Annotated in this window: 14 protein-coding genes; 13 read left to right on the forward strand and 1 reads right to left on the reverse strand. The window is 68.4% G+C overall.

What is annotated here, in order from left to right; genetic code table 11:
* Window positions 1-237 precede the first annotated feature (237 nt).
* The 12 genes from infA (at window position 238) to ACIREI_RS30380 (ending at window position 11376) form a co-directional block, all read left to right on the forward strand.
* On the forward strand, window positions 238-459 hold the full coding sequence (gene infA / locus ACIREI_RS30325; RefSeq protein ID WP_003948620.1) for a translation initiation factor IF-1: 222 nt from the start codon (window positions 238-240) through the stop codon (window positions 457-459).
* 59 nt (window positions 460-518) lie between these two features.
* The gene (gene rpmJ, locus ACIREI_RS30330; protein ID WP_003998809.1) at window positions 519-632 is read left to right on the forward strand and encodes a 50S ribosomal protein L36; all 114 of its coding nucleotides are present in this window, start codon (window positions 519-521) and stop codon (window positions 630-632) included.
* A 193-nt stretch (window positions 633-825) separates the two neighbouring features.
* Window positions 826-1206: a 30S ribosomal protein S13 gene (gene rpsM, locus ACIREI_RS30335; RefSeq protein WP_030788235.1), complete on the forward strand. Its 381-nt coding sequence runs from the start codon at window positions 826-828 to the stop codon at window positions 1204-1206.
* A 70-nt stretch (window positions 1207-1276) separates the two neighbouring features.
* Entirely contained in the window at window positions 1277-1681 is a 405-nt protein-coding gene (gene rpsK / locus ACIREI_RS30340) for a 30S ribosomal protein S11 (RefSeq protein WP_003956432.1), read from the forward strand.
* A 152-nt stretch (window positions 1682-1833) separates the two neighbouring features.
* Entirely contained in the window at window positions 1834-2856 is a 1023-nt protein-coding gene (locus ACIREI_RS30345; protein ID WP_003966937.1) for a DNA-directed RNA polymerase subunit alpha, read from the forward strand.
* Window positions 2857-3020: 164 nt separating this feature from the next.
* Entirely contained in the window at window positions 3021-3521 is a 501-nt protein-coding gene (gene rplQ / locus ACIREI_RS30350; RefSeq protein ID WP_093905257.1) for a 50S ribosomal protein L17, read from the forward strand.
* 141 nt (window positions 3522-3662) lie between these two features.
* Entirely contained in the window at window positions 3663-4529 is an 867-nt protein-coding gene (gene truA / locus ACIREI_RS30355) for a tRNA pseudouridine(38-40) synthase TruA (RefSeq protein ID WP_403339392.1), read from the forward strand.
* A 419-nt stretch (window positions 4530-4948) separates the two neighbouring features.
* Window positions 4949-6364, forward strand: coding sequence for a glycosyltransferase family 2 protein (locus ACIREI_RS30360; protein WP_403339436.1), 1416 nt, complete (start codon window positions 4949-4951; stop codon window positions 6362-6364).
* Entirely contained in the window at window positions 6364-7386 is a 1023-nt protein-coding gene (locus ACIREI_RS30365; RefSeq protein ID WP_403339395.1) for a glycoside hydrolase family 26 protein, read from the forward strand. The genes ACIREI_RS30360 and ACIREI_RS30365 overlap by 1 nt, the downstream gene beginning before the upstream one ends.
* On the forward strand, window positions 7386-9236 hold the full coding sequence (locus ACIREI_RS30370; protein ID WP_403339397.1) for a glycosyltransferase family 39 protein: 1851 nt from the start codon (window positions 7386-7388) through the stop codon (window positions 9234-9236). Before ACIREI_RS30365 ends, ACIREI_RS30370 begins: the two co-directional genes overlap by 1 nt.
* 35 nt (window positions 9237-9271) lie before the next feature.
* Window positions 9272-10582 (forward strand): UDP-glucose dehydrogenase family protein, encoded by a 1311-nt coding sequence (locus ACIREI_RS30375; RefSeq protein ID WP_403339400.1) that lies wholly within the window; start codon window positions 9272-9274, stop codon window positions 10580-10582.
* A gap of 29 nt (window positions 10583-10611) precedes the next feature.
* The gene (locus ACIREI_RS30380; RefSeq protein WP_403339403.1) at window positions 10612-11376 is read left to right on the forward strand and encodes a polyprenol monophosphomannose synthase; all 765 of its coding nucleotides are present in this window, start codon (window positions 10612-10614) and stop codon (window positions 11374-11376) included.
* 20 nt (window positions 11377-11396) lie between these two features.
* On the opposite strand, the gene ACIREI_RS30385 is transcribed toward ACIREI_RS30380, so the two are convergent.
* The gene (locus ACIREI_RS30385; protein WP_403339406.1) at window positions 11397-12287 is read right to left on the reverse strand and encodes a hypothetical protein; all 891 of its coding nucleotides are present in this window, start codon (window positions 12285-12287) and stop codon (window positions 11397-11399) included.
* A gap of 70 nt (window positions 12288-12357) precedes the next feature.
* On the opposite strand from ACIREI_RS30385, the gene ACIREI_RS30390 reads away from it, so the two are divergent.
* Window positions 12358-13722 carry a glycosyltransferase family 87 protein gene (locus ACIREI_RS30390; RefSeq protein ID WP_403339409.1) on the forward strand — a complete coding sequence of 455 codons (1365 nt, stop codon included), beginning with the start codon at window positions 12358-12360 and terminating at the stop codon, window positions 13720-13722.
* The last annotated feature ends 689 nt before the right edge of the window (window positions 13723-14411 follow it).

The following is a 14411-nucleotide window of genomic DNA, read 5'->3' on the forward strand; positions in this document are numbered from 1 at the left end:
GTGGGGGCTCGTCGCGCCCACGTGGCGGAGCCGCATATCGACACAGCCACGCGCCCCTGAGGGCGTGCAGCTTCTCGGCGCTTAATGATCTGCCCGTTGGGGCAGGCTTCCTCGATTCGTGTTTCCGGGTGCGCTGACGTAGACTGACTCGTCGGCTCTCGTGCACCCGCATGTCTGCATGCGCCCGTAAGGGACGCAAGGGAGTCGATCAAGGTAGTCGATTCCGAAGGGCAAAGCGTGGCCAAGAAGCAAGGTGCCATCGAGATCGAGGGCACTGTCGTCGAGTCTCTGCCGAACGCCATGTTCAAGGTCGAGCTCCAGAACGGCCACCAGGTCCTGGCACACATCAGCGGCAAGATGCGTATGCACTACATCCGCATCCTCCCTGACGACCGGGTCGTGGTGGAGCTGTCTCCGTACGACCTGACGCGTGGCCGGATCGTCTACCGGTACAAGTAGATCTTGCCCCCGCCCCGGGCTTCCCGAGGCGATGGCACTGACCCGGAGAACCTCACCCAATGAAGGTCAAGCCGAGCGTCAAGAAGATCTGCGACAAGTGCAGGGTGATCCGCCGTCACGGCCGGGTCATGGTCATCTGCGAGAACCCGCGCCACAAGCAGCGCCAGGGCTGACGCACGACCAACCCCCTCTGCACCTCTATCGCAGAGTTTCGCGCGACGCGAGCTGAATATGTTCATACGCAGAATCCAGGCGAGTGATCGCCTGACACCCCCGGTTCGGAGGCCGGGGACCCAGTTCGTACCTGGTACGGCGGCTGGGAGTCGGTTCTGCGGAAGACCTCCGAAGATCACCAGGAGCCATTGAATGGCACGCGTTTCCGGTGTTGACATCCCGCGCGACAAGCGCGTGGAGGTCGCCCTCACCTACGTGTTCGGCATCGGCCGGACCCTCTCGCAGGAGACGCTGGCAGCGACCGGCGTCGACCCGAACACCCGCGTTCGCGACCTCTCCGAGGAGCAGCTCGTCGCGATCCGCGAGTACGTGGACAACAACATCAAGACCGAGGGTGACCTCCGTCGCGAGATCCAGGCCGACATCCGCCGCAAGGTCGAGATCGGCTGCTACCAGGGTCTCCGTCACCGTCGCGGCCTGCCCGTCCGCGGTCAGCGCACCAGCACGAACGCTCGTACCCGCAAGGGCCCGCGTCGCGCCATCGCCGGCAAGAAGAAGCCGGGCAAGAAGTAGTCCTCAGCGGACAACGCTTCATCAGCGGTCTTCGCTGTAGGACCGACCACCTCCCCGTAGGAGTTACTAGATGCCCCCCAAGGGTCGTCAGGGCGCTGCCAAGAAGGTGCGCCGCAAGGAAAAGAAGAACGTCGCTCACGGCCACGCGCACATCAAGAGCACGTTCAACAACACGATCGTCTCCATCACGGACCCGTCCGGCAACGTGATCTCCTGGGCCTCCGCCGGCCACGTCGGCTTCAAGGGCTCCCGGAAGTCCACGCCGTTCGCCGCGCAGATGGCCGCCGAGTCGGCTGCCCGCCGCGCCCAGGAGCACGGCATGCGCAAGGTCGACGTGTTCGTGAAGGGTCCGGGTTCGGGTCGTGAGACCGCGATCCGTTCGCTTCAGGCGACCGGTCTCGAGGTCGGCTCCATCCAGGACGTCACCCCGACCCCGCACAACGGCTGCCGCCCGCCGAAGCGTCGTCGCGTCTGACGCACGGCCGGTAGGTCTTCGGGATTCGGGCGGTACGGCGCCGTAAAGGCGCCGTATCGCCCGTACCCTTGCAGTACCCGTCCCTTTTGCCGGGGGCGGTTCCGTCGGGCGTCAAATAGCGGGCGTCCACGAATGAAGGATCTGATCCACACATGCTGATTGCTCAGCGTCCCTCGTTGACCGAAGAGGTCGTCGACGAGTTCCGCTCCCGGTTCGTGATCGAGCCGCTGGAGCCGGGCTTCGGTTACACCCTCGGCAACTCGCTTCGCCGGACCCTCCTGTCCTCGATCCCGGGTGCGGCGGTCACGTCCATCCGTATCGACGGCGTTCTGCACGAGTTCACCACCGTGCCGGGCGTCAAGGAGGACGTCACCGACCTGATCCTCAACATCAAGCAGCTGGTCGTGTCGTCCGAGCACGACGAGCCTGTGGTGATGTACCTGCGCAAGCAGGGTCCGGGTCTGGTCACCGCCGCCGACATCGCGCCGCCGGCCGGTGTCGAGGTGCACAACCCCGATCTGGTCCTTGCCACGCTCAATGGCAAGGGCAAGCTGGAGATGGAGCTGACGGTCGAGCGTGGCCGTGGCTATGTCTCCGCCGTGCAGAACAAGCAGGTGGGTCAGGAGATCGGTCGTATCCCGGTCGACTCGATCTACTCGCCGGTTCTGAAGGTCACGTACAAGGTCGAGGCCACGCGTGTCGAGCAGCGCACCGACTTCGACAAGCTGATCGTCGATGTCGAGACCAAGCAGGCGATGCGTCCGCGTGACGCCATGGCGTCGGCCGGTAAGACGCTGGTCGAGCTGTTCGGTCTCGCCCGTGAGCTGAACATCGACGCCGAGGGCATCGACATGGGCCCGTCCCCGACGGACGCCGCCCTTGCCGCCGACCTGGCGCTGCCGATCGAGGAGCTGGAGCTCACCGTTCGGTCGTACAACTGCCTCAAGCGCGAGGGCATCCACTCCGTGGGTGAGCTCGTGGCTCGTTCCGAGGCGGACCTGCTCGACATCCGCAACTTCGGTGCGAAGTCGATCGACGAGGTCAAGGCGAAGCTGGCCGGCATGGGCCTGGCCCTGAAGGACAGCCCGCCCGGATTCGACCCCACGGCCGCTGCGGATGCCTTCGGCGCGGACGACGATGCAGACGCCGGGTTCGTCGAGACCGAGCAGTACTAAGAGCTCGGGACCGACTGCCGGTTCTTGACTGCGGGACCGTTGTGGCTGGTCGCGCAGTTCCCCGCGCCCCTTTGGGGCGCGGGGTCTCCGACGAGCAAACCCGCTCGCTCGGATACTGACCCCGGTACCTGACACGGCCGGGGCAGACACCTAGGAGAAACACCATGCCGAAGCCCGCCAAGGGTGCCCGTCTGGGCGGCAGCGCCGCGCACGAGAAGCTGCTCCTCGCGAACCTCGCGAAGGCGCTGTTCGAGCACGGCCGTATCACCACCACCGAGGCGAAGGCCCGCCGTCTGCGGCCGTACGCCGAGCGTCTGGTCACCAAGGCGAAGAAGGGCGACCTTCACAACCGCCGTCAGGTGCTCCAGGTCATCACGGACAAGAGCGTCGTCCACACGCTCTTCACCGAGATCGGCCCGCGGTACGAGAACCGTCCGGGTGGTTACACCCGTATCACCAAGATCGGTAACCGCCGTGGCGACAACGCGCCCATGGCTGTCATCGAGCTGGTCGAGGCGCTGACGGTTGCGCAGGAGGCCACGGGTGAGGCCGAGGCGGCGACGAAGCGTGCCGCCAAGGACGCCGAGGTCGCCGAGGTTGCTGAGGCCAAGGTCGACACGACCAAGGCCGACGAGGCTCCGGCCGAGGAGTCCAAGGACGCCTAAGCGTTCTGCCGGGGGCTGTGCGTTTGCGGCTGCGGGTTCGTTGTGGCTGGTCGCGCAGTTCCCCGCGCCCCTTTGGGGCGATTGCGGGTCCGTTCCTTTCTGGGAGCGGGCCCGCTTTTGTGTACCTGAGAGGATCTCTGCGTGAGTGATGAAGTAGCAGCTGGTTACGTCCGTGTCCGTCTTGATCTGTCCTATGACGGTGCCGCGTTTCACGGCTGGGCCAAGCAGGCCGGTGGGAAGCGGACCGTGCAGGGGGAGATCGAGGACGCGCTGCGTACGGTCACGCGGTCCCGGGAGACGTACGAGCTGACCGTCGCCGGGCGCACCGACGCCGGGGTGCATGCGCGGGGCCAGGTGGCGCACGTGGATCTGCCGCGGGAGGTGTGGGCCGAGCACAACCCGAAGCTGCTCAAGCGGCTCGCCGGGCGGTTGTCCAAGGATGTGCGGGTGTGGGCGCTGAGGGAGGCGCCCAGTGGGTTCAACGCGCGGTTCTCCGCTGTCTGGCGGCGGTACGCCTATCGCGTCACCGACAATCCCGGCGGGGTCGATCCGCTGCTGCGCAGTCATGTCCTCTGGCACGACTGGCCCCTCGATGTCGACGCCATGAACGAGGCGGCGCGGCCGCTGCTCGGTGAGCATGACTTCGCTGCCTACTGCAAGAAGCGGGAGGGGGCCACCACCATCCGCACGTTGCAGGAGCTGAGCCTTGTGCGGGGGGAGGAGGACGGGATCATCACCGCTACGGTTCGGGCCGATGCCTTCTGCCACAACATGGTGCGGTCGCTCATCGGGGCGCTGCTGTTCGTGGGGGACGGGCACCGGCCCACCGACTGGCCCGGCAAGGTGCTCGCCGCCGGTGTACGGGACTCGGCCGTGCATGTCGTACGGCCCCACGGGCTGACGCTCGAAGAGGTCGGGTATCCCGCCGACGAGTTGCTCGCGGCGCGGAACAAGGAAGCGCGAAACCGGCGATCTCTGCCCGGGACGTCCGGATGCGAAACCTGTTAGTTACCCGACATTTGAGATCAGATATGGCCCATGTCGGGACTTACCGGGCGTAAGTCTCCTGTTCCCCCCTTACGGCCCCCTTACCTCTCGTATAGCCTTTCGTCGCTCGACTCTTGGTTCGAGCTGCTCGACCATTGTTCGAGAAATCGACATGGGGAAGGCCGAGTAGGGGTGGGGGTCAACGGGCCGTATCCGGGCCCGGGGGTGGGTTTTGCATGAGTTCAGTTGGTCCTGCGCGGACTGGGGGGCGCCGAACCGCGCGCCAGGGCAATCCTGGTGGGCGACGGAAGGCGGGACGGGGTGAGGCTGCCCCGTTGGGGCTGCTGCCGCTGCCGCCGACGGACAAGGAGAAGTACTCCTATGCGCGCCGGCGTCTGTGGATCCTGACGATCAGTTCGCTGATCAGCTTCTGCTGCCTGGTGGTGAGCCAGTTCAAGCTGGCCCAGTCGACGCCGGTGCTGTGGATCTACACGCCGCTGCTCGTCTTCACGGTCATCTACTACCTGGTGTCGCTGCGGGTGAACGGGTTCACCCGGGACTTCGACATCGCGCATCACAAGCGGCTGGTGCACAACTGGCGGCCCGAGGTGTACCCGAGCGTGGATGTGTTCCTGCCGGTGTGCGGTGAGCCCATCGAGGTGCTGCACAACACCTGGCGGCATGTGCGGGAGATGGCCGACCGGTATCCGGGGGTGTGTGTTCCGTTCGTGCTCGACGACGGTGCCAGTCCCGAACTGGCCGCCATGGCCCGGGACTTCGGGTTCCGCTACGGCACCCGGGAGAACCGCGGCTGGTTCAAGAAGGCCGGCAACCTGCACTTCGGGTTCGGGCAGTCCGACGGTCAGTACATCCTGATCCTGGACGCCGACTTCACGCCGCGCGCCGACCTGCTCCAGGAACTGCTGCCGTACATGGAGGCGGACCCGGGCATCGGGATCGTCCAGTCACCGCAGTACTTCCGGGTGCTGGACTCGCAGAACTGGATCGAGCGCGGCGCGGGTGCGGTGCAGGAGCTGTTCTACCGGTCCGTGCAGGTGTCGCGGCAGGGCAGTGACGGCGCGATCTGCGTCGGCAGTTGTGCGGTGTACCGGCGCGCGGCCCTGGAGACCAACGGCGGTACGACGCTGATCGAGCACTCCGAGGACGTGCACACCGGGTTCGACCTGCGGGGCCTCGGCTGGGATCTGCGGTATGTGCCGGTCGCCGTGTCGACGGGGGTGTGCCCGGACACCGCGGGCGCCTTCTTCAACCAGCAGTACCGCTGGTGCTCCGGCTCGATGAGCCTGCTCGGCAGCCGGAAGTTCTGGCAGGCGAAGATCAGGCTCTCCAGCCGCCTGTGCTACATGTCCGGGTTCTTCTACTACATCCACACGGCGCTGTTCACCTTCGCCGCCCCGGTCATCCCGATCGTGCTGCTGATCATGATGCCGGAGAAGCTCATGGTCGAGCACCTGATCCTGGTACTGCCCAGCATCATCTACACCACGATCATCTTCCCGATGTGGCACAAGGCGCCCTACCGCCTGGAGGCCTGGGCCGCCCGCATGATGTACGGCTGGGCGCACGTCTTCGCCATCTGGGACATCCTGCGCAAGAACCGTATGGGCTGGCAGCCCACCGGCTCCTCCGGCGCCAAGAAGAACAAGACCCGGCGTTTCTGGATCGGCATGTGGGTCTGGAGCGGCGGCACCGCGCTGATCTGGGTCGTTGGAGCGGTCTACCGGACGTTCACCATGGACGCCCCGGACTTCGCCCTGATCCTGTCCTCCGGGCTCTTCTACGCCCTCGTCGTGGGCCGTGTCCTGGTCCAGCCCCGCGAGAAGGCGGTCGCCTGATGCAGTTGTTCACCCGTACCCGTACGGCCCTGGCGGCCGGCCTGCTCAGTGGCGTGCTCGCCCTCAGCGGCTGCTCGGTCCTCGGTGAGGACTCGGGCGGCTCCTCGGGGACCAGTGAGCAGGGCAAGGCCGGGGACGATGCCTCGGCGAGCCCCGAGAGCGACGTGCCCTACGACGTCGTACCGCTGCTGAAGCCGGACAAGAAGTACTTCGGCGCCGCCGTCGACGGCGCGCCCAACTCCATGACGAGCCTGGACACGTACACGAAGATGGTCGGCAAGCAGCCGAACCTCATCGAGTACTACGCCGCCTGGGGCGACGGCTTCGACGCCACCGGCGTGCGCAACGCCTGGCGTGAGGGGGCCATGACGCTGATGTCGTGGGAGCCCTTCGACACGCCGGTCGCGGATATCGCGGCGGGGAAGTCGGACGCGTACATCAAGGAGTACGCGACGGCGGTCCGCAAGCTGAACCTGCCCGTCGTCATCTCCTTCGCCGACGAGTTCAACGGCCACTGGGAGAAGTGGGGCACGAAGAACGTGACCTCCAAGGACTATGTGGCCGCCTGGCGGCACATCCACGAGACCTTCATCGACGTCGGCGCCTCGAACGTCATCTGGGCCTGGTCGCCCAACATCGTCAATCCGGTCAAGAGCGTGAAGCTCAAGCCGTACTACCCGGGCGACGCCTACGTCGACTGGATCGGGCTGATCGGCTACTGGACGATCGAGGAGGACGGCGCCTTCGACAGCGTCTTCGGGCCGACCCGGGACCAGGTCCGCACCTTCACCAAGAAGCCGATGATCCTGCTGGAGACCGCCGCGATGGCGGGTGAGCGGCGCCGTGCCGACATCCGCAACCTGTTCGCGGGCGTCGCGGCGGACGACGACATGCTCGGCTTCGTCTGGTTCAACCACAAAAAGCGTGCCGACTGGCGACTGGAGGCGAGCCCGCTGGCGCTGAAGGAGTTCAAGCGCCTGGCCGCCGACGACACCTTCGGCTTCGACGTACGGAAGCCGTGATGAACTCCAACTCCCGACACGAGCACTACACGCCTCAGCCCTACGACCCGTATGCCGAGGAAGAGCCGGCGTCCACCTGGTTCAACTCGGACGGGCGGCGCCCCCAGCAGCAGGGGCAGGCGTACGACGACGGCCGGTACGGCTACCAGCAGGAGCAGTACCAGGAGCCGTACCAGGACCAGCAGTACCAGCAGGACCCGTATGTGACGCAGATCCCGCAGCAGCCGCAAGGCCGGCACGAGGACCATGCCGACCAGCCGACGTACGCGCTGCGCACAGTCCAGTACCAGCAGGTGCCGGACGCCGAGCCCGAGTACCACATCCCCGAGACGCCGGAAGCCGGCTGGGAGATGGCGGCGAGCAGGCGGCGGGCCTGGGTGAGCCGGGTCGTGCTGCTGTGCATCATGGCCATCCAGGCGGCGCTGTCGCTGCGTCTGTCGAACACCGCGTTCCAGGACGAGGCGCTGTACCTGGCGGCCGGCCATGCCCAGCTGGACCACCTGCTCAACGGCACCGAGCTGCCGCGCGACTACGCCGCCTACTTCTCCGGCTCACCGCAGCTCTACCCCGTACTCGCCGCGATCGTGGACGCGAAGTTCGGGCTCGCCGGGGCACGGACCCTGAGCCTGTTCTTCATGCTCTGCGCCACGGGGCTGCTGTATTCGTTCACCCGGCGCCTGTTCAACGAGCGGGCCGCGCTGGCCGCCGCCGCGCTGTTCGCGGTGCTCCAGTCGACCGTCGTCATGGGCTACTTCGCCACCTATGACGCGGCCGCGGTCCTCCTGCTGGCCCTGACCACCTGGATCGTCGTACGCACCGACCGGGCGCCCGTGATCGCCGTGCTGCTGGCCGCGCCCTTCGGGGTGTTGGCCGTCGGGGTGAAGTACGCGTCCGCGCTGTACCTGCCGACCATCGTCGTGCTCGCGCTGCTCACCGCGTGGCCGCACAAGGGCGGCAAGGCCTTCGTGCGGATGGTGGTGCTCGCCCTCGGCATCGGCGCTCTGCTGGCGGCGGGGATGTACACCACCGACCTCATGGCCGGTGTGCGGCAGACCACCACCGACCGCGCCCATGGCACGGACACCGTCGAGTTCCTCCTGGAGCAGACCGCCAAGTGGGGCGGGCTGATGTTCCTCACCGCCGTCGGCGGCGCCATCTCGTACGTGCGGCGCAGCCGTATGAACGAGTCGCCGCTGGCGCTGCGGCTCGGCAACCCCGGCTGGCGCTGGCGGGCCCTGCTCGGGCTGGTGCTGTGCGGTACGGCCGTGCTGGCCCCGGCGTACCAGATTCATCTCGGCACCGTCGTCTCGCTGTTCAAGCACGTCGGCTTCGGTCTGCTCTTCGCCGCGCCGATGGCCGGTGTGGGAGTCAGCCGCCTGATGGGCGCGCACTTCCGCTATCCCCAGCTCGGCATCATGCTCTGGACCGCCGTGCTGTGCCTGGGCATCCAGCAGGCGGACTGGCGCTTCGACATCTGGCCGAACTCCACGAAGATGATCAACGCCATCGAGCCCCATGTGGACTCCAAGGGCGAATACCTCGCCTCGACGCCCGAGGTGCCCGTCTACTACCTGTACGACAAGTCCAGCCACCGTCAGTGGCACAGCCTCTTCGGCATGGAGTACAAGGACGCGAAGGGCAAGTACTACGGCGGCGACGAGGCCTACAAGGCGGCGGTGAAGGCCGGCAAGTTCGACCTGATCGTCCTCGACGGGCTCACCAACCCGAGGGTCGACGACATCATCGCCGCCGCGACCAAGGGCAACTCGCACTACCGGCTGCTGGCCGAGATCCCGTTCCGCAACGCGAACGGCACGAGCGAGTACCGCATCTGGATCAAGACGTCCTGAGCGCATCCGCGCTGAAAGCAAGAAAGGCCGTACCCATGCGGCTCACCGTCATCGGCACCGGCTACCTCGGTGCCACCCACGCCGCCTGCATGGCGGAGCTCGGCCACGAGGTGCTCGGGGTCGACGTGGACCCCGAGAAGGTCGCCGCGCTGCAGGCCGGGCGCGTGCCGTTCCACGAGCCCGGGCTGCCCGAGCTGATCGCGAAGCACACGGCGAGCGGGCGGCTCCGGTTCACGGGCGACTACGCGGAGGCCGGGGCCTTCGGCGACGTGCACTTCGTGTGTGTCGGGACGCCTCAGCTCAAGGGGTCCGAGGGCGCCGACCTGAGGTACGTCGACTCCGCCTTCGCGGCCGTCGCCGCGCACGCCCGGCCGGGCGCGCTGCTGGTCGGCAAGTCCACCGTGCCGGTGGGGACGGCGGGGCGGCTCGCGGAGACGTACGCCGGTGTCGAGGTGGCCTGGAACCCGGAGTTCCTGCGCGAGGGCTTCGCCGTCGAGGACACGCTGCGGCCGGACCGGCTGGTGTTCGGGGTGCGCTCCAAGCAGGCCGAAACGATTCTGCGGGAGGTGTACGAGCCCGTCCTCGCCGCCGGGACCCCGCTCGTCACCGCCGACTTCCCGACCGCCGAGCTGGTCAAGACGGCAGCCAACGCCTTCCTCGCCACCAAGATCTCCTTCATCAACGCGATGGCGGAGGTCTGCGAGGCCGCGGGCGGCGACGTCGGCGTGCTCGCGGAGGCGATCGGGTACGACGACCGGATCGGCAAGAAGTTCCTGCGGGCCGGCGTCGGCTTCGGCGGGGGCTGTCTGCCCAAGGACATCCGTGCCTTCGCGCACCGCGCCGACGAGCTGGGCGTCTCGCTGGCGTTCCTGCGCGAGGTCGACGCCATCAACATGCGGCGGCGCGACAAGGTTGTCGAGCTGGCACGGGAATGGTGCGGGGGAACGGTGCTGGGCGCCCGTATCGCCGTACTCGGTGCCGCCTTCAAGCCCGACTCCGACGACATCCGTGACTCGCCGGCGCTCAATGTCGCCGCGCGGCTGCGCCTCGACGGAGCCGACGTCACGGTCTACGACCCCGAGGCGATGGACAGCGCCCGCAAGGCCTTCCCGCTCCTCGGGTACGCGCTGTCGGCCGAGGAGGCGCTGCAACGCGCCGATCTCGTGCTGCATCTGACCGAGTGGCCGCAGTTCCGGGAGATCGACCCGGAGCGCGCCCGTTCACTGGTTTCCCGTCCGCTGATCGTGGACGGGCGGGGGGTGCTCGACGCGGACCGCTGGACCGCGGCGGGCTGGCGGTTCCGGGCGCTGGGAAGGCCCGCGCCCGTTGGGGAGGGGCCTCGGTAGGGGCTCCTAGGGGAGGGAAAGAGAAAGCCATGACGGGACGTGACAACCACGACAGACACCCGGGCGTACCGGTCACCGTGGTCATGCCGACGTACAACGAGGCCGCGAACCTGCCGCGGATGGCCGAGCTGGTGCTCGGGCTGCCGGTCGACGGGCTGCACCTGAAGATCGTCGACGACTCCAGCCCGGACGGCACCGGACGCATCGCCGAGGAGCTGGCCGAGAAGTACAACTGGGACGGGCGCCGCCGGATGAGCGTGCTGCACCGCACTGAGAAGGACGGCCTGGGGCGGGCGTACGTCGCGGGCATGACCGCCGCGCTTCAGGAGGGCGCCGCGTACGTCGTCCAGATGGACGCCGACGGCAGCCACCCGGCGGAGGCGGTGCCGCGGATGCTGGGGACGGCCGTGGCCTCGGAGGTGGGCCTGGTCGTCGGCAGCCGGTATGTCGAGGGCGGCTCGCTCGACGAGGACTGGGGCATCCACCGCGTCCTGCTGTCCCGGTTCGCCAACCGCTACGCCCGTGCCGTGCTCGGCACCAAGATCCGGGACATCACGGCCGGCTTCAACCTGTGGTCGGCGGCGACGCTGCACGACCTCGACCTGGCCACCCTGGACAGCGCGGGCTACAGCTTCCAGGTCGAGCTGAAGTACAAGGCCGTGCGGGCCGGGCACAGCGCCGTGGAGATTCCGATCCGCTTCGAGGAGCGGACGGAAGGTGTGTCGAAGATGACGCTGAAGACGCAGCTGGAGTCGGCGGTCGTACCGATCCGGCTGCGCCTGAAGCACCGGTGAGCCCGTCGGGCGGCGGCTGACTACTCGTTGGCCGCCGCCGACGCCTGCACCTCGCCCCGCTTGCGGATCTGACTGAACGTGAAGTCTTCCAGGTTGTCACTGGCCTGGAAGGCGGCCGTGTCCTTGTCCGTCATGTCCTTGCCGTTGGTGAAGCCGGTGATGGTGAAGTAGGCGTAACGGCCGTAGGAGTTCGAGGTCGACAGGCAGACGGAGGACGTGCAGAAGTCCTTGATGCCCTTGCCGGAGAGCGACCTGACGATGTCCTTCTTGGTGTTGACCTGGCCCTTGACCTTGGTGGCCTGCGCAGCGGTGTCGAACACGGCCACCCCGACCGTCACCGCGATGCCGTCCTTGGCGTAGGACACGCGCAGGAAGCGGGTGCAGTCATTGTCGGTGAGGATCTTCGGGAGGCCGCCCTTGGTGGCCGCGGAGCAGCTCTTCGTGTCGTCCGTCGCGCCCTTCTTGTACACCGTCCCCCCTGCCACGGTCAGCTGTGTGCCCGGGAAGAGGATCTGAGCACCGAGCGGCGCGGTGTCCTTGCTCTTGCTGGAGATGAAGTCCTTCGGATCCAGCGGCGGCGGGGCGCTCGTCGACTCGAACGACGGGGTCGCGCCGGTGGTCGCGCCCGGAACGTTCCCGTTCGCGGGGCTGCCCGAAGCCGTGTTGTTCGCGGGCGAGTTGTCGTCGTTCGCCGACACCACGGCCACGGCGACGGCGGCACCGATCGCGACGGTGGCCAGTGCGCCGCCGCCGATGAACAGCAGCCGACGCCGTTTGTTACGGGTCTCGGACGCCTCGGCGAGTGCCGCCCAGTCCGGGGTCTCGTCGGCGCCGCTGTTCCACGGCTGCTGGGAATGCGGTTTCCAGGGATCCCACTGGGACTGGGGTCCCCCCTGCTGCCCGAAGCTCATGGGGCGCATCTTAGACGGGACGAGGGCGTGCCGGTCTGCCTCAAGGGGCCCATGCGCACCTAGCGTTCACATGGTGAGTGAGTACAAAAGCGACATCTCCGGGTGGTTGGTGCGGCGGGCGAGCTGGCATCTGTGGGTGGTGCTCGGGGCCGTCCTGGGCGCTCTCGTGGCGCGTACGGCGCGTGTGACCTCGGACGGAGGGATGGACAACGCCATCGTCGTGCGGGCTGCGCGGGTGTGGCTGGCCGGGGGGTCGCCGTATGACGACCCCCACTTCCTCTATTTGCCGAGCGCGGTGCTGGCGGCGGCTCCTCAGGTGCTGGTTCCGCGGAGTGTGCTGGCCGTGCTGGTGCCGGTGGTGGTGACCGGGTGCCTGGTGGGTGGGTGGGGGTGCGCGCTGCGGCTGTACGGCGTCGGGTTGCGCAGCCGGTTCGCCGTTCTCGGTCTGGTCGGCCTCGCGGTCGGGTTCGCGCCGTTCGCGCACCTTGTGCTGCTGGGGAACTGGACGGCGACCGCGGTGCTTGCCCTGCCGTTGGGGTTGTTGCTGGCGGGGCGGGGGCGGTGGGTGGCGGCGGGTGTGGTGATCGGGGCGGCGGTCGCGTTGAAGCCGTTGCTGGCGCCGGTGGGGTTGTTGTTCCTGTTCGCGGGGCGGTGGCGGGGGCTGGTGGTGATGGTCGGGGTGCCGGTGGTGGCGTCCGTGGGGGCGGCGCTGCTGCTGCCGGATCCTGTGGGGTTCTTCACTCGTACGCTGCCGTTTCTGCTGCGGGGTGAGGACGGCTTTGTACGGCTGTATGAGGCGTCGCTGGTTGCTGTGCTGCCGCGGGTGGGGGTGCCGGGGGTGGTGGCCGGGGGGATCGGCTTGGGGGCGGCGGGGGTGGGGGTCTGGTGTGCGTATCGGCGGTGGCGGCGGTGTGGTGAGGGGGGTGGGGTGAGCGGTGGAGTGAGTGGTCCGCTGTGTCTCGCGGAGACCGCGGCGATGTTGATGCTCTCGGCGTTTCTGGTCTCCAGGCCGTCGTACGACCACTATCTGCTCGTTGTCGTGCCGGTGCTGTTGGCCGGGTTGCCGTGTGCGGGGGCGGTGGGGCGGGGGGTGTGGTTCTGGATGGCGCTGGTGCCGCAGCTGCCCGGGGTGACGTGGCCCTATCTGGAGGGGGTTCAGCGGCGGGCGTTTCGGGATGCGGTGACCTTGTGCGGGCTGGCGGCGGCGTTGGCTGTTCGCTGTTTCGGGGGTGGGCGGGTTTTCTCGCCCCCGCCGCCCCTACCCGTCCCGTCCTCCAGGGGGGCTGCCCCTTCGACCCCGCCAGGGGCTCCGCCCCTGGACCCCGCTAGGGGCTCCGCCCCCAGACCCCCGGGGGGTTGCCCACCCACCCACCCGACTCGGTCGGCCAGGAGGCGGGGCTCGGGGGCGTCGGGGGTGTCCGGGGTGGGGGAGTGAGCGGTGGTGTTGGGCCGGGGGCTTGCGGGGTGCGGGTGAGGGTTGGGTGGGGGTCTCTGTGGGAGTGCGGGTGAGGGTTGGGTGCAGGCTTCTGCAGGGGGTGCTGGTCAGGGCTGGGTGCAGGCTTCTGCAGGGGGCGCTGGCCAGGGTTGGGTGCTGGCCTCTGCCGGGGTCTCTTTCCTGCGCGGGGTCGTGGTCCGGGCTTGGGTGCTGATTTCCGCCGGGGTCTCTTTCCTGCGCGGGATCGTGATCCGAGGTTGGGTGCTGATCTCCGTCGGGGACGCTTTCCTGCGCGGGGGTGTTGTCCCGGGGCGGCGGTGATTTCTGGCGGGGACCCTTTCCAGCACGGGGATGCCTGGCCTGGTGGCTCTGTCGGGTCGCTTTCGTGTGCGCGATCCTGTGCAGGGCTGGGCGCAGGCCTCCTGCGGCCCGCTCCTGTGTGAGGTCGTCGGCCCGCCTGCGCAGGCCTCCTGCGGTCCGCGATGCCGGGTCGCTGATCGTCGCTTGCCGGCAGGGGTGGCCGCTTGGCGGCGTCAGGTTGCGTCCCCCTCGGCGGGGGGGGGGGGGGGGGGGGGGGGGGGGGGGGGGGCCCCCCGGGGGGGGGGGGGGGGGGGGGGGGGGGGGGGTGCGCCCCCCCACGGCCGCGGGGGAAGTCCCGGCGAGCGACGCCGACTCGGGTGCCGCGCAGG

This window comes from Streptomyces sp. NPDC093591 (genome assembly GCF_044764885.1).
Lineage (GTDB): Bacteria > Actinomycetota > Actinomycetes > Streptomycetales > Streptomycetaceae > Streptomyces.

Excerpts from the sequence above, each read along its gene's own strand:
- rpsM (WP_030788235.1), top strand. The coding sequence starts at position 826 with ATGGCACGCGTTTCCGGTGTTGACATCCCGCGCGACAAGCGCGTGGAG.
- ACIREI_RS30345 (WP_003966937.1), top strand. The coding sequence starts at position 1,834 with ATGCTGATTGCTCAGCGTCCCTCGTTGACCGAAGAGGTCGTCGACGAG.
- ACIREI_RS30390 (WP_403339409.1), top strand. The coding sequence starts at position 12,358 with ATGGTGAGTGAGTACAAAAGCGACATCTCCGGGTGGTTGGTGCGGCGG.
- ACIREI_RS30385 (WP_403339406.1), bottom strand. The coding sequence starts at position 12,287 with ATGAGCTTCGGGCAGCAGGGGGGACCCCAGTCCCAGTGGGATCCCTGG.
- ACIREI_RS30370 (WP_403339397.1), top strand. The coding sequence starts at position 7,386 with ATGAACTCCAACTCCCGACACGAGCACTACACGCCTCAGCCCTACGAC.
- rpmJ (WP_003998809.1), top strand. The coding sequence starts at position 519 with ATGAAGGTCAAGCCGAGCGTCAAGAAGATCTGCGACAAGTGCAGGGTG.
- rplQ (WP_093905257.1), top strand. The coding sequence starts at position 3,021 with ATGCCGAAGCCCGCCAAGGGTGCCCGTCTGGGCGGCAGCGCCGCGCAC.
- rpsK (WP_003956432.1), top strand. The coding sequence starts at position 1,277 with ATGCCCCCCAAGGGTCGTCAGGGCGCTGCCAAGAAGGTGCGCCGCAAG.
- ACIREI_RS30365 (WP_403339395.1), top strand. The coding sequence starts at position 6,364 with ATGCAGTTGTTCACCCGTACCCGTACGGCCCTGGCGGCCGGCCTGCTC.
- ACIREI_RS30375 (WP_403339400.1), top strand. The coding sequence starts at position 9,272 with ATGCGGCTCACCGTCATCGGCACCGGCTACCTCGGTGCCACCCACGCC.
- ACIREI_RS30380 (WP_403339403.1), top strand. The coding sequence starts at position 10,612 with ATGACGGGACGTGACAACCACGACAGACACCCGGGCGTACCGGTCACC.